Raw genomic sequence first — 13,474 nt, 5'->3', positions numbered from 1 at the left:
GACCCCTCTTTTCTTACGGCTTCTTATCCCACCACAACTTCGTTCCACCCACATCGGGTCCACCTAGCGTAGCCGCTGCTCTTCCATATCCAGCTGGGTCGCTATCCCTAAACTTGTTACAAATAGGCAACCTGCGAATAAAATCCGTAGTAGAAATAGTTCCACCACTCTGGTTTATCACTACCGGAAAAAGCTTAGGATAGCCTGTTCTTCTAAATTCACTCCAGGCTTCTTGTCCATCCGGATACAGGGCAATCCACTTTTGCGTGATAATCTTTTCCAGTTTCCCCTCTATGGAATTGGCTTCATCCCAGCGGATGGTTACTTTACTCAGATAGCGGCTGGTGTCTTTGATATCGTTTTCGCCCGGCACCACCGATTTTGGATCGATATAAGGTTGCGCAGTTAAAGTGCTGTTAGTGATATAGGTAGCAGAAGGGCCGGCGCTCCATTCCTGGAACGATTTGTCAATACCGGTTTCGTAGTTGGTTTGGGCGTCGCCTGCGTTGGTCCAGCCTTCCAGGGCGGCTTCTGCTTTTAAAAACCAGGTTTCTGCGGCGGTAACCAGTTTGGCCATGCCGTTGTTGGCATCGAAATAATCGCCTACGGCCGCTTTAGCGGTGGGTTGTGAGTAGCTTCTGTAGCGGTCGTTGTTCAGCAGGTTAATGCCATTGCGAATGCCTATGTATTGGCCTTGTACGGCGGCATCGGTGGCGGGCAGCATGTAGTGGGTTAAACGGGGGTCGTTATAGCCATTGAGTATAGAACACAGTGGAGCACCGGAGCGGCAGTCGCCCCAGGAATAAATAATAATATTGATAGGGTGGCCTGCGCCGTAGTTGATAAGCGCATTGTCGGCATTGTCTTCTATCAGCCCACCGTTGGCAGGGTCAAGGGCTTTTTCACCTTCCAGTTTGGCTTTGGCACCGTCGGCATATTTAATACGGATGGCCAGGCGCAGGCGAAGGGTGTTGGCGAGTTTCTTCCATTTGGTAATATCCCCTTTGTATACCATGTCAGCGGTGCGTAGTGCTTTCAGGTCGCTGGTATCGGTTTTAGATAAATAGAGCTGAGCAGAGTCCAGCGTTTTGAAAAGGGCGGTATAGGCATCCTGTTGCGAGTCGTAGTCCACACTCAGGTCGGCGTTGGGTTTGCCATAATGCGTGTAAATCACCGGGCCGTGTACGTCAGATACTTTATGTACAATAATTACCTTGAGTATGTTTAAAATACCGCGGCAATGGTTAAAGGCTACTTCTGGGTAGATGAGGGTGCCTGCTTCAAAGTTTACAATTTTTTGTATGCCATCGTCCAGCTGGTTTACCATCACGCGTTCGTTCCAACCGTCTTTCATGTAGTAGTTGGTGTTGTTGTCGCCGCCATAGGTAGTGGGCGACATAAAGTAGCCGCTGTAAATATCGGCGTTCAGGTTTTGCTGTAACTGGTATATCCAGCTGGTTTGGTTAATCAGGTTCTTTTGCACTTCCCGCATAGGGCCTACCACCCGGGTAAAATCGGCATTCAAAATTTCGTCGGAAAGGCCGGATAGCCCGGTGTTGTATTCCTCAAATTTTTTAGTGCAACTGGCAAACAGCAATGTTGTTGCTATCAGTATTACCGGTATATATACGTTGTTTCTCATTGTACTTTGTTTTAACTGAAATAATAAGCCACCTTGTTAAAAGCCACATTTAACACTGATGCCAATGCTTCTGTAAGCAGGCGATCCAAACACGTCAATACCTACACCGCCAGGGTATACGCCGGATACCTGCTCCGGATCGAATGGTGCGCTTTTTTTGAAGAAGAACAGGTTGCTGCCTATTACGCCAATGGAAAGATCTTTGATGGTTTTGCTGGTAAAAGAAGTGCGGTACGATAAGGAGAATTCTCTGAAACGTATAGCTGTAGCACTATACATGTATGCTTCATGAATTACGTTTTTGCCACCACCACTTACTGCGGTATAATACTTTTGCGCGTCTACAGGAGCTTTCAATACATCTCCATTCGGCTTCACAGCATTAGCAACCACTACGCCGCCTGCATCGCGGGCATCAGCACTTCTTTTGCTTACGCCGGCTGCATCATAATAGGGTTCGGATAAGCTTAACGCACGACCGCCAAACTTGCCATCGATCAACACATTCAATGTAAACTTCCGGTAAGTGAAACTGTTGTTCCATCCCAATATCCATTTCGGGTTGGGGTTGCCCAGATAGGTAGTGGTTTCGTCGCGTTGTGGTGCGCCGGAAGTGTCTACAGCCAGTTGTCCTGTAGCGGTGCGTTTAAATATACTGCCGTAAATGTCTCCGAATGAACCGCCTTTTTTCAGGTAGTTGAGCGCAGAGCCGGTAAGGGGATACATGGCTCCTTCCACCGCATTGGTGCCGGGAGGAAACAGTTCTATGATCTTGTTTTTGTTGGCTGTGAAGTTAACGCCCGTGGTCCAGGTGAAGGTTTTCTGTGCTATTACTTTATAAGATGCAATGATTTCCACGCCTGTGTTTTGAATATTACCGGCACTGATATCACCTTTGGTACCTGTGGCTATACCGCCAATCAACGTAACATCTTTGATAAACTGGTTTTTGATATTCGATTTATACCAGGTGGCATCTATGGATAACCGGTTGTTTAACAAGCGCCATTCGGTGCCAATTTCTATGGACTTGTTCAGCTCCGGGCGCAGATACAATATGTCAGATTTAGCAGGCGAGCCTTCCGGGCTTATATACGAGCCGGCATCTATGTTCGGCTGTGGATTGGTACGATTGTCTTCAATACCATTACCCACCGTGGCATACGAAGCCCTTAGCTTGGCAAAGTTGATAAAGGCCGGCAGTTTAAACACATCTGTTAATACGGCGTTGGCTCCTACGGAATAGTAGTTATAGGTTTGTTTAGGCGTAAAGGTTAAGGTAGATGACCATTCCTGCCGGTCGGTCAAGTCCAGGAACAGTTTGTTTTGAAAGCCCAGTTGTGCACTGGCAAATACAGACTGTGTTTGCCAGCGGTGATTTTCAATTTTATAGTGCCGGCCATTATCGCTATAACCGGGGAATATGAGGTTAGAGAATGAAAAAATATTGGGATATTGCAGAAAGGCATTTTCCAACGTAGTTACAATCTTCTTTACATCCTGTATAGATGCACCGGCAGTAAAACCCAGGTTCCAGTTTTTATCCAGGGCTTTATTGGCAATCAGTAAGGCATCGCCGTACAGTGTTCTGGTGTCCAGCTTGTTGTTATACACTTTGCCATTGGTGCCACTGATCACAGAAAGGGTGGTGGCATATACATCCCGCTGCGCTTCTGAGTAATAGTAATTATAGTTACCCCTGGTTTGCACACTTAGCCAGTCGTTCACCTTATAGTTGAGTGATACGGCTGCATACGCATTTTTATTATTAGTAGTGATAGGGTTCCGGTTGAGTATCCAGTAGGGATTTTGCTGATCGTCAGTGCCTGTGAATTTTTTATCCAGGTTCAGGTTCCACCAGTTTTGTGAAGGCAGGTAGCGCTGTGCGGTAAAGTATTCATAATTATTGGCATAGTCGGCAAAGTTCAATCCGCGTGGAAACAGGTACAAGCCGGTAAGCGGACTAAAATAGGTACCGGGTGTAATCCTGTTCTTTACTTTTTGCAGCGAGCCCATAAAGTTGGCATCTACTGTTAACCGGTTGTCCAGCAGTTTAGTGCTGCTGCGGTAGTTGATGTTGTTTTGTTCAAACCTGCTGGTAGGTATAATGCCTTTGTTGTCGGTGTTGGAGTAGGAGAAAAAGCTGCTGCCTTTTTCACTGCCCGAGGTAAAGCCTATACTGTTTATCCAGGTGCTGCCCGTTTGATAAAAGTCTTTCACATGATCGGGCGAGCTGCCTTTGTTGCCCCAGCTATCCCAGCTGCCTGCATAGTTGGTGCCAGGCGCTTCTCTTTGCAGGTAGCGGTATTGCAGTTGGGGCAATACATACGCTTTATCCAATGTAAGGCTGCTGGAAAAGTCCAGCTTACTGGTGCCGCTTTTGCCTTTGCGGGTAGAGATCAATATTACCCCGTTACTACCGGCGCTGCCATACAAGGCAGAAGCGGAAGCTCCTTTTAAAAAGTTGATGCTTTCTATATCATCGGGGTTAATGGTGCTAAGGATATCGCCGTTATCGGGCATTGAAGCATAGATATCTGTTTTAGCTCCTTCCGAAGGATTGGTTACGGGCAAGCCGTCAATTACAAACAGCGGCTGGCTGCTACGCGTGCTTTTATCGCCTCGTAAGGTAATGCGCGCCGCGCCGCCTATACCGCCTGAGGTGCGGTTAATTTGCACACCGGCCACCTTACCGTTTAAGCTGTTGATAAGGTTAGGTGTTTTTACGGTGGAGATGTCTTCGGATTTTACCGATTGGGTAGAGTAGGTTAAGGTGCGCGCCTGTTTTGAAATGCCCAGTGCGGTAACTACAACGTTAGTCAAATCAGTATTGTCCCTGCTTAAACCAATTGATACAGTAGAGGCACCTGTGCTTACCGGAACTTCCTTTACTATAAAGCCCACAAAAGATACTTCCAGTATAAAGGAGCCATCTGGTCCCTTTATCGTAAACCTGCCCTGTTCATCCGTAACGGTTTTAATAGCCGTTCCTTTTACGGCAACGGTAGCGCCGGCTAAAGGAACATTACCGGGGTCTTCCGTAACAAGTCCCGAAACGGGCCTGCTTTGTGCTTTTGGGCACACTGCTGCTAATAGCAGCATACTTAATAAAATAAGCGATCTTCTCATATACTGTTATTTTAGGTAACAAAGCGGAGGATGCTTGTACAATAGCTATGAGATGCAGGCTGCTGATTGTATGGCAACAATGCATGCAGGGATAAGATGTAAGGCAATCGCAGGAATATTTTCTCATAGTAAGCAGCCGCCGGCCCCTGAAATGACCAGCGCTATATTTAGTTTCCCATGTACAATAATCTAATATAAATAGAATTAATAATATACGCCGCCGTTTTTGGCTTTTATTTTTGAGAATAAATGCTTATATGTAGCTGGTAGATCTTAACACGATGCAGGGAAGATAAAGGGCATATGCTGTATTTTTACCGGAAATGTACACTATGAGCCAGCCATTAGAAATTAAAACCGGTATACAGGTGCAAAAGCCTGTGACCGCTGTGTTTGAAGCGATTGTTGATCCTGCTCAGATGAGCCACTACTTTATCTCAAAATCATCCGGACGAATAGAAGCGGGTAAAACCCTTACCTGGAATTTTCCCGAGTTTGAAGCGGGGTTTCCGGTGCGGATAGAGCAGGTGGAACAGGATAAGTATGTATCTTTTTACTGGGATGTGAACAATAAGCCTATGCTGGTAGAAATTACGCTTACACCGGAAGAAAACGATTCCACGGTGGTAACGGTAACAGAAAAAAGCCAGGGAAATGATGAAGCGGGTATACAATGGTTAAAAAGTAATACAGAAGGTTGGGCTTATTTTCTGGCTTGTATGAAAGCTTATCTGGAATATGGCATTAATTTGCGCAAAGGTGCTTTTACTTACCGCTTTAAATAATAAAAGCTATATGCATACCGTTAAACCCTTGCTGCTTTGTTTAGCAGTGTTGTTATTTACAAGTGCATTGAAAGGCCAGCAGGTAGTGGATTCGCTGGATAAGGTGTACCAAGCCAGATTGGACGAAGGTGTAAACATGGTAGGTACTGCCCACTGGTATTATAACCAGATGGATAGTTTACTCAATGTGTATTACAAAAAGTTACGTGCCGGGTGCGACAGTGTACAAAAAGAAAACCTGAAAGATGAGCAGGTGGTTTGGCTAAGCAAGCGGGATACCTACTTTAAAAAAACAGAACAGAACCGGGGAAAGAACGGCGGCGGCCGGGATGGCGAAATGATAATGATGGATGAAAAGGCTTCTTTTGTACAGGAAAGAGTAGTGCAATTGTCGCATGCCCAATACAGCCAATACACACCAGTTAATTATAAAGTGGAGTTTACGGGTAATTATTCCATCAAAGGAACGGTGTTTAAAAATGGAGAACAACAGGGGAAATCAGGCTCATTGGCCGTAAAGAAAATAGGCGCGGATAAAGTGATGTTTCATTTATCGCTGGGAACCGGAGCGCCACGTTACCATACCGGAACATGTTATGGAACTATTTCTGTCAAGGATAATAAAGCATTATATAATATTATTGAGGATGATGGTTATGTTATTTGCAGAATCCGTTTTTATTTTTTCAGGCAAGGGATAAAAGTAGTGCAGGAAACGGAAGAGTGTGATTTTGGCACTGGCGTGTTCGCAAATGGGTACTACTTTAAAACCTCTGATAAAACACCCACCCAGGAAGAATTAACCAGCGAAATGTAAATACCATATTACTATGTCATATATACAGGAACTCATTACTGCTTATGGTTTATTACCGCACCCCGAGGGTGGCTATTACAAAGAAACTTACAGAAGCAACGAGCATGTACAGCAGGAAGCTTTACCGGCCAGATTTGGCGGTTACCGGGCTTTTTCCACCGCTATTTATTTCTTATTGGATAAAGGCAACTTCTCCGCTTTCCATCGCATTAAAAGTGATGAGTGCTGGCATTTTTATGCAGGGCAAACCTTATTGGTACACATCATTCATTTTGATGGCATGCTGGAAACCGTAAGGTTGGGCAGCAACACTGAAGCAGGAGAGGTGTTTCAATATGTAGTGCCGGCTAACTGCTGGTTTGCCAGTGAGCCGGCTCCGGGCACCGATTTTGCCTTTACCGGGTGCACGGTTGCGCCAGGGTTTGATTTTGAAGATTTTGAGCTGGCTGCTGCGGAAACGCTGCTAACATTGTTTCCGCAACACCAGGAAGTTATTACCCGGCTTTGCAGGCAGTAAGATTTTATGGAGCGCCCCCGCCAAATACCACGCTTACAATACTGCTTTCCAGGCCTATTGTTTCTTTTAAATCGTGGTAACGGGCTTTGTATTCCCGTTTTTCCGGCTGCCCTATAATGACTGGCTGGCGTTTATCAATGAAAGGAGAAGTGATTTCATTACCAATATGTTGCCACTCACCATCGGGTAGCCTGCAATAAAAGGAGATGTTTAGTGTATGATGTTTATGGAAGTGTAGTTGCACTTCCGAACCATACACTTTTGCCTTTATTGTGGGGCGTACCTCGCTCAGGTCAATAGTAGCAGAACTACACTTAATACCCATCAATGCATTCACAGCTTCCGATGCTGTAAAACTCGACTTCATCATTGATGCAATGCGACGAATGTTTTTCACCGTGTTTTTTTCCAGATCATCTTTATGTTTTACGGCTGCTGACAGCTCGTTTTTTAAACGATGTACAGCCAGCAGTGCTTCGTTGTATGCTGTAATTTCAGTACGCAACTCCGTTTTTTCTGCTTCTGTGAAATAAGGTATGGTAGCCGTGCAGGCTTTATCCAGGTGGTTCAGAAAATTTTGATTCCACAACAGTTTTTCATAATCCCCTTTAGGGATAAAGTCTTTGTATTTTTTTCTTGTAGTCATAAAATAAACAAATTAGATATGTTAGCAAGTTTTAAGTGTGTTTGGCGTTTAAAAAAATACTGCTTTGTATAATGGTGCAGCATTTTAATAGATCCATTCACTTTCTTCTTAGAGCAGGGGTGTAAAAGTGGCGAATGCCACAGCTTCCCCGTTGCGTGAGGAAGTAGTGGTGAAGACCGCCATTACTTCCCCGTTGCGTGAGGAAGTAGTGGTGAAGACCGCCATTACTTCCCCGTTGCGTGAGGAAGTAGTGGTGAAGACCGCCATTACTTCCCCGTTGCGTGAGGAAGTAGCGGTGAAGACCGCCATTACTTCCCCGTTGCGTGAGGAAGTAGCGGTGAAGACCGCCATTACTTCCCCGTTGCGTGAGGAAGTAGTGGTGAAGGCCGCCATTACTTCCTCACGCAACGGGGAAGCAGTAGATTCGAGTTTTATAACTTCCTCGTTAGATGTGGAAGTCATAGGAATGCTCGCTATAACTATGTTGATTATCGCGACTACTTTTGGGGCGAGCTCGGTATCTATAAGGAAGATTATTTCTGCTTTCTCAAGGGCTACAGCTTCCTTTATGGAAAAGGCTACAGTAGTTAGTTGCCAGGTTGTTTCTATGCCGTTTCTGACGGGAGTATGGCCAACGTTTTTCCTGGCTGTTGCTATTAGTAACCTGCATGTAAATTATTCCTGTAGAGAAAAAGAAGATTGTGGTATGATAATACCCGGTAATGCATTAGTCAAAGAACTACTGGTTTTACCGGAATATTGGATCGAAAGTGATGGCTTTAGCGGCGTATGTAAACTGAATATAGAGGAAAATCAGCCGCCAAACAAATATTGGCCCTTTTTTGTAATATGTTGTTTCTTTGCAAAAAATCAAGTCCAATGTCCCTTTCCCTTAAGCTAAAGGTATTTAGCAGATATATTAGAAAGAAAAAGAAACGTCCACTTATACTCGAAGGTTTAAAATTTAAGGGACAAAAAGGGATAGAAATTGGCGGTCCAAGCTTCTTTTTCCAGAAAAATATGCCACTGTATTTGTTTGCCAAACAGGTAGATGGCGTCAACTTCAGCACCCAAACCGTTTGGGAAGGCAGTATTGCTGAGGGTAATAATTACCAATACGTAAAAGGTAAAACAGGCTATCAATATATAGCAGAAGCTTCCAATTTATCTCATATACCTAAAAACGAGTATGATTTTCTGCTGTCGTGCCATAGTCTGGAGCATGTGGCCAACCCTATACAAGCCGTAAAAGGTTGGGCAGAGTTGTTGAAGCAGAAGGGAAAGCTGGTGCTGGTGTTACCGGATAAAAGGTTCATTTTCGATCACAAAAGGCCTTATACAACCTTTGAACATCTGGTAGAAGATTATAAGAACAAGGTGGATGAGCATGATACCACCTGTTTTGAAGAACTGATAGCATTACACGATGTTTCTATGGACCCCGGGGTGAAAAGCCTGGAAGAGTTTACGGAGCGCTTGAAAGACAATTTCAATAATCGTTGTGCACACCACCACGTGTTTAGCCAGGAGGTGGTAAAACAAATGCTGGAATATTGCGGTTTCACCGTTAATAGTCAGCACGAGCTGGATAATTTTAACCTCATTACCATTGCCGAAAAGAATTAATAGTGTGCAATAGAGATACAAACAGCCGGTAGTATTCACTGCCGGCTGTTTTTTTATATTTGATAATCAAACGCTTTGGGGTTATGCACAGGGCTGGTGATAAAAACCAGTTACACCATTTCTGTAATGGCACGATTTTATACCTACTGTTGAGCAAAATCCTATATATGCCTAAAACACCTGTACCCAACAAAACTATTGCTAAGAAAACCACCCTGAAAAAAAGAAACGTCAGCACCATCTACAAAACTGTGATTGTTGCGTCTTTACCAGAGGAAACGGAAACTGAAAACGTAGTACTTCCCCTGATCACCCGGTTACTGGATACCAATAATAGTTATGAAGAAAAAACACAGCTGGTAGATGCCATTTGTATGCAGCTTCGTAACCTGCCAACAGGTGGGGTAAGAGAAAGCCTGGTGCGCAAAATAGCAGAGCGTAATAAAACCCTGGCGGCTGAAATAGCTTATGCTATCAGGCTGCATACTTTAAAAGAGGATAAGTTACAGGAAAGCATCGACGCAGATGAAGCAGCGAGGGGCTGGTACACTATAGCAGGGGTAACAGAAAGGAAGACTCCTTTAAGTACTATCTACCATCATAAAACGAATATACGTTTACGCAGGGTGGCTATACTGGCAGCAGATGGCGTACATAACGCATCGTTGCAGATAATGAAAAATACATTGTTACAGCAAGGGGCAGAAGTGGAGATTGTTGCTCCCGAACAAGGACTGATAGTAGCGGAAGACAACTCCCTGATATTGGTAGGGCATAGCCTGGAACGGGCTACTCCGTTATACTATGATGCGGTATATGTTGCCGGAGGTAAAACATGTGTTGCAGCGTTGCTGAAAGAGGTGGCTGCTATCCGTTTCCTCAACGAAACTTACCGTCATGGCAAAGCTATCGCATTGAATAATGATGCATTACCGTTAATTGCCTATACTAGTTTTGGGGCGTCTACCTCCTGTATGGACGGAGTGGTTACTGATAGTGATATTCAGCTTTTATGCGGGCAGTTTATAGAAGCGATAGGGCAGCACCGTTTTTGGAATCGATTCACACATTCCTAAAGTATCGTCCTTTTTTGTACACAAATAATAGCAACATCTGGTACATGGGAAGAATGTAAAAGCCGTGCATGATGGATACTCGCCAGCCTTTTATTTTATCCGGAAGGATTGCAGTGATTTCAGCATCAACGGCTTCATATGCTCCCAGCGGTCGGCATGGCAGTTGGTAGAAACCAGGTACAGTGTTTCCTGTTGATGAAAAGCTTTTACCTGCCATTTGATGTTTCTGCTGGTGTATTCAAAGTAATACTCTGTAACATCATTTTTGGTATTGGTAATAATAACAGGAGCATTATTAATAATACCGTTCATTTCCAGTAATAAAGCCCGTATCTCATCCTGCGACAACTGCACCTGCTGATGTGCAACAATGGTAATGCCAGCGAAATTATCTGTAGGAAACAGGTTTACAATGCCCTCTTCTTCACTGCTTTCCCACGACGAAGGGTAAATAATGCTAAAGCCTTTTCCATTGTATACTTTTTCTTTCAATTGTTTGGCAAAAGCGGGTATTACAAGAATGGCGATAAATATAAAAAGCAGTACCAGGCGTTCGTCCATGTATGTTGTTAAGAAAGGAAAAATACAACTATTCTGCCTAAAAAAAGACGCCCTCCGAAGAAGGCGTCCGTTGACAATGCAAACACAGGAAAGGGTTCAAGTCTATTATTTCACTGTTTGCGATTCCATTTTAAAGCCTGCGTCAATTCTTTGAATCAGGTCTTGTAAATGGTATTTGGTTGGTTTATCCAGGGAAGGATTCAATAACGCTTTTTTACATAATTGCTGCTGTTGCTTCATGGCATCTTTTAACAGGAACATTAAGTCTGTTTGTGTAAGATGGTAAGTGAAGCTGCCGGTGATAGTAGAAAGCGGATCGCCTGCTATAAACACCTGCTGAATTAAACGGCCAACATATATCTTCTGCATATTGCGTCTGTAGCTGTCTACATTCTTGCCTTCATACAGTTCTTTAAAAATGCCTTTGTTTAAATCGTTCAGCAAATCAGTAACGGTGTATACTTTTTTACCATCGGCATTTTGTTCTTCCCACCATAAACGGCTGATGCGGTTGCGGGTAAGTACATTATTAATGACATCTTCCTGTATTTTATTCAGCTCAATGCCAAACGATACCGAAGCGTGCAGTTGCTGTAATCTTAACAGGATAGAATCGTTCTTTAACCATAATGGCGTAGTAAACACCTGATCGTTTAAAAACTGAACGGCATTTTTATTTACCTGGTAAGGAGCTACCTCAAACAAAGGGCCGGGCTGGCTGGCTATTTTCTCGGTTCTGTATTCGCAACCAATGTTAGCCAACACATGGCCTACATAACGGCTATACTGGCTCAATAACACACCATAATGCTCAAACAGCGATGCATATCCTTCTTCCGGGCGGGTAGTCCACTCAATCAGGTGTGGTAATATTCTTTTCAGGTTTTTGATACCATAGTTACCTGCGGCTACTGCGTCGTTACCCAGGTCTTCACTCTGGCTGCGTGCATCAGTTGGTTCCATTTCGCTGCCAAACCATAAACGATGGTTTTTAGCCAGGCTGTCAGATACGATGTGAGCTAACACCTTTTTCTCGTCTTCGGCTGTTTTAAATTCCGGACGGTAAGTGTAACCCCACTGAATAGCCCACTGATCGTAGTCGCCTATGCGTGGGAACAAACCTTTATCGCCAATATTATCTTCGGGCTGTGCTACGTAGTTAAAGCGTGCATAGTCCATAATAGAAGGGGTGTGGCCATGTTCTTCTACCCATGCTTTATTGCGCAGGTTTTCTACCGGCACGGTAGAGCTGGAACCGAAGTTGTGACGTAAACCCAGAGTATGGCCTACTTCGTGAGAAGATACAAAGCGGATTAAAGTACCCATCACCGAATCGTCAAACTCCAGTTTACGGGCGCGTGGATCAACAGCAGCACACTGCATCATATACCAGCTGTGTAACAGCGACATTACGTTGTGATACCAGAAAATATGGCTTTCCAGTATTTCACCACTGCGTGGATCGGCTACGCTGGGGCCCATAGCATTGGCAATGGCAGATGGACGGTAAATAATAGCCGAGTGGGTGGCGTCGTCAATGCTCCATGTGCTGTCTTCTTCCCGGCTGGGGGCTTCTTTAGCTATAATAGCATTTTTGAAACCTGCTTTTTCAAAAGCTTTCTGCCAGTCGTTCACGCCCTGCATCAGGTAAGGTACCCATTTTTTAGGTGTTACCGGATCAATGTAAAACACAATAGGTTTAGCAGGTTCTACCAGTTCGCCACGTTTGTATTTTTCCATGTCTTCCGGCTTAGGCTCTAAGCGCCAGCGGTTGGCATAGATGGTGTTTTTTACACCTTGTGGGTCGGCATCAAAATCCCGGAAACCAGTGGCAAAATAACCTACGCGCTCATCCAGTAAACGCGGACGCATCGGGTTTAAAGGCAACAATAACATAGAAGCATTTAACTCTATGGTGTAGTTGGAAGAAGTAGGGTTCAGGCCCGCACTGTAGGTTTTTACCGCATGTACTTCTATATTGGAGGGGAAGGTGTGCACGTATTCGATGTAGCTTCTGTCGTTCTGCTGTGAGCCCATACCAGCCCTGTCTTTCAGCTTTTTGTTCTCGAAATACAGAATGTCGTTGTCGCTGTTTAACAGGTCGGTAGCATCAATCACTACACCGGAAGAATCTGGTGAAATAGCGGCAATAGGGAAGGCCATGGCAATGGCCTGCACGTTGTTTTTGCTAACGCTGGCAAACATGGCTTTGCTGCTGTCGCCTGCATATTCCGAAAAAGAAATACGGCGCAGGAACATTTTGTTAGAAGGGCCTTTTTCAAAACGGTACACGGTTTCAGCAATCTGATCGCCTGCATAACCGTTACTGCCGTTGCGCATGTCGGCAGAAGCTTTAGAAACCCGGCTCACGATCAGAATGTCTCTGTGTAAAATGTTATTGGGAATTTCAAAGTAGTACTTATCATCTTTCTGATGTACTGTAAAATACCCCTTGCTGGTTTTCATGCCGGCAGTAATAACATCTTTGTAAGGCTTTATGGCAGTGGGTGCCAAAGGGCCTTTGCGTGCAGAATCAGCACTTTTACGGGTAGTGTCTGCCCCCTTGTTTTTATTGTCTGCCGGTGCGTTTTTCTTTTGAGCACCTGCGGTGGCAGCCACCAGCAGGGCAATGGCAATAGCGCCCGAAACCCTGTTACGTCTTCTTGTAAACATAA

The 13,474-nt window shown here is 44.6% G+C and carries 12 protein-coding genes; 6 read left to right on the top strand and 6 right to left on the bottom strand.

Annotated elements, in window-relative coordinates:
* Positions 1–13 precede the first annotated feature (13 nt).
* Positions 14–1,642, bottom strand: a complete 1,629-nt coding sequence (locus FLA_RS17645) for a SusD/RagB family nutrient-binding outer membrane lipoprotein (protein ID WP_076381358.1) — start codon at positions 1,640–1,642, stop codon at positions 14–16.
* Between the two features lie 36 nt (positions 1,643–1,678).
* Positions 1,679–4,771 (bottom strand): SusC/RagA family TonB-linked outer membrane protein, encoded by a 3,093-nt coding sequence (locus tag FLA_RS17640; protein ID WP_084206431.1) that lies wholly within the window; start codon positions 4,769–4,771, stop codon positions 1,679–1,681.
* A gap of 332 nt (positions 4,772–5,103) precedes the next feature.
* Here FLA_RS17640 and FLA_RS17635 point away from each other — a divergent pair, with 332 nt between their 5' ends.
* From FLA_RS17635 to FLA_RS17625, 3 genes are read left to right on the top strand one after another with little or no spacing between them, the layout of a single operon-like run.
* On the top strand, positions 5,104–5,556 hold the full coding sequence (locus FLA_RS17635) for an SRPBCC family protein (RefSeq protein ID WP_076381360.1): 453 nt from the start codon (positions 5,104–5,106) through the stop codon (positions 5,554–5,556).
* A gap of 10 nt (positions 5,557–5,566) precedes the next feature.
* Positions 5,567–6,373 carry a lysozyme inhibitor LprI family protein gene (locus tag FLA_RS17630; RefSeq protein WP_076381361.1) on the top strand — a complete coding sequence of 269 codons (807 nt, stop codon included), beginning with the start codon at positions 5,567–5,569 and terminating at the stop codon, positions 6,371–6,373.
* Positions 6,374–6,386: 13 nt separating this feature from the next.
* Positions 6,387–6,890, top strand: coding sequence for a cupin domain-containing protein (locus tag FLA_RS17625; protein ID WP_076381362.1), 504 nt, complete (start codon positions 6,387–6,389; stop codon positions 6,888–6,890).
* A 4-nt stretch (positions 6,891–6,894) separates the two neighbouring features.
* Here the strand turns inward: FLA_RS17625 and FLA_RS17620 are convergent, their stop codons facing one another.
* Both FLA_RS17620 and FLA_RS31210 read right to left on the bottom strand, forming a co-directional pair.
* Positions 6,895–7,536, bottom strand: a complete 642-nt coding sequence (locus FLA_RS17620; protein WP_076381363.1) for a hypothetical protein — start codon at positions 7,534–7,536, stop codon at positions 6,895–6,897.
* Positions 7,537–7,644: 108 nt separating this feature from the next.
* Positions 7,645–7,998 carry a hypothetical protein gene (locus FLA_RS31210; RefSeq protein ID WP_148666373.1) on the bottom strand — a complete coding sequence of 118 codons (354 nt, stop codon included), beginning with the start codon at positions 7,996–7,998 and terminating at the stop codon, positions 7,645–7,647.
* 106 nt (positions 7,999–8,104) lie between these two features.
* Here FLA_RS31210 and FLA_RS31510 point away from each other — a divergent pair, with 106 nt between their 5' ends.
* The 3 genes from FLA_RS31510 to FLA_RS17605 all read left to right on the top strand — a co-directional run bounded on the left by FLA_RS31510 (position 8,105) and on the right by FLA_RS17605 (position 10,238).
* Positions 8,105–8,437 carry a hypothetical protein gene (locus FLA_RS31510; protein ID WP_144264122.1) on the top strand — a complete coding sequence of 111 codons (333 nt, stop codon included), beginning with the start codon at positions 8,105–8,107 and terminating at the stop codon, positions 8,435–8,437.
* Between the two features lie 119 nt (positions 8,438–8,556).
* Positions 8,557–9,162: a methyltransferase domain-containing protein gene (locus FLA_RS17610; protein ID WP_159445162.1), complete on the top strand. Its 606-nt coding sequence runs from the start codon at positions 8,557–8,559 to the stop codon at positions 9,160–9,162.
* 167 nt (positions 9,163–9,329) lie between these two features.
* The gene (locus FLA_RS17605) at positions 9,330–10,238 is read left to right on the top strand and encodes a DJ-1/PfpI family protein (protein WP_159445163.1); all 909 of its coding nucleotides are present in this window, start codon (positions 9,330–9,332) and stop codon (positions 10,236–10,238) included.
* A gap of 90 nt (positions 10,239–10,328) precedes the next feature.
* Here FLA_RS17605 and FLA_RS17600 read toward each other — a convergent pair whose 3' ends face one another.
* Complete coding sequence (locus tag FLA_RS17600) at positions 10,329–10,799, bottom strand: hypothetical protein (RefSeq protein ID WP_076381367.1); 471 nt, start codon at positions 10,797–10,799, stop codon at positions 10,329–10,331.
* A 105-nt stretch (positions 10,800–10,904) separates the two neighbouring features.
* Entirely contained in the window at positions 10,905–13,472 is a 2,568-nt protein-coding gene (locus FLA_RS17595) for a zinc-dependent metalloprotease (protein WP_076381368.1), read from the bottom strand.
* Positions 13,473–13,474: the final 2 nt, after the last annotated feature.

The sequence above is a fragment of the Filimonas lacunae genome (genome assembly GCF_002355595.1).
Lineage (GTDB): Bacteria > Bacteroidota > Bacteroidia > Chitinophagales > Chitinophagaceae > Filimonas > Filimonas lacunae.
The sequence above is the reverse complement of the archived record's forward strand: the minus strand, read 5'-3'. Positions and strand labels throughout refer to the sequence as shown.

Bases quoted from the DNA above. Each gene is read 5' to 3' on its own strand.
- FLA_RS17645 (WP_076381358.1), bottom strand. From the start codon at position 1,642: ATGAGAAACAACGTATATATACCGGTAATACTGATAGCAACAACATTG.
- FLA_RS17640 (WP_084206431.1), bottom strand. From the start codon at position 4,771: ATGAGAAGATCGCTTATTTTATTAAGTATGCTGCTATTAGCAGCAGTG.
- FLA_RS17635 (WP_076381360.1), top strand. From the start codon at position 5,104: ATGAGCCAGCCATTAGAAATTAAAACCGGTATACAGGTGCAAAAGCCT.
- FLA_RS17630 (WP_076381361.1), top strand. From the start codon at position 5,567: ATGCATACCGTTAAACCCTTGCTGCTTTGTTTAGCAGTGTTGTTATTT.
- FLA_RS17625 (WP_076381362.1), top strand. From the start codon at position 6,387: ATGTCATATATACAGGAACTCATTACTGCTTATGGTTTATTACCGCAC.
- FLA_RS17620 (WP_076381363.1), bottom strand. From the start codon at position 7,536: ATGACTACAAGAAAAAAATACAAAGACTTTATCCCTAAAGGGGATTAT.
- FLA_RS31210 (WP_148666373.1), bottom strand. From the start codon at position 7,998: ATGACTTCCACATCTAACGAGGAAGTTATAAAACTCGAATCTACTGCT.
- FLA_RS31510 (WP_144264122.1), top strand. From the start codon at position 8,105: ATGGAAAAGGCTACAGTAGTTAGTTGCCAGGTTGTTTCTATGCCGTTT.
- FLA_RS17610 (WP_159445162.1), top strand. From the start codon at position 8,557: ATGCCACTGTATTTGTTTGCCAAACAGGTAGATGGCGTCAACTTCAGC.
- FLA_RS17605 (WP_159445163.1), top strand. From the start codon at position 9,330: ATGCCTAAAACACCTGTACCCAACAAAACTATTGCTAAGAAAACCACC.
- FLA_RS17600 (WP_076381367.1), bottom strand. From the start codon at position 10,799: ATGGACGAACGCCTGGTACTGCTTTTTATATTTATCGCCATTCTTGTA.
- FLA_RS17595 (WP_076381368.1), bottom strand. From the start codon at position 13,472: ATGTTTACAAGAAGACGTAACAGGGTTTCGGGCGCTATTGCCATTGCC.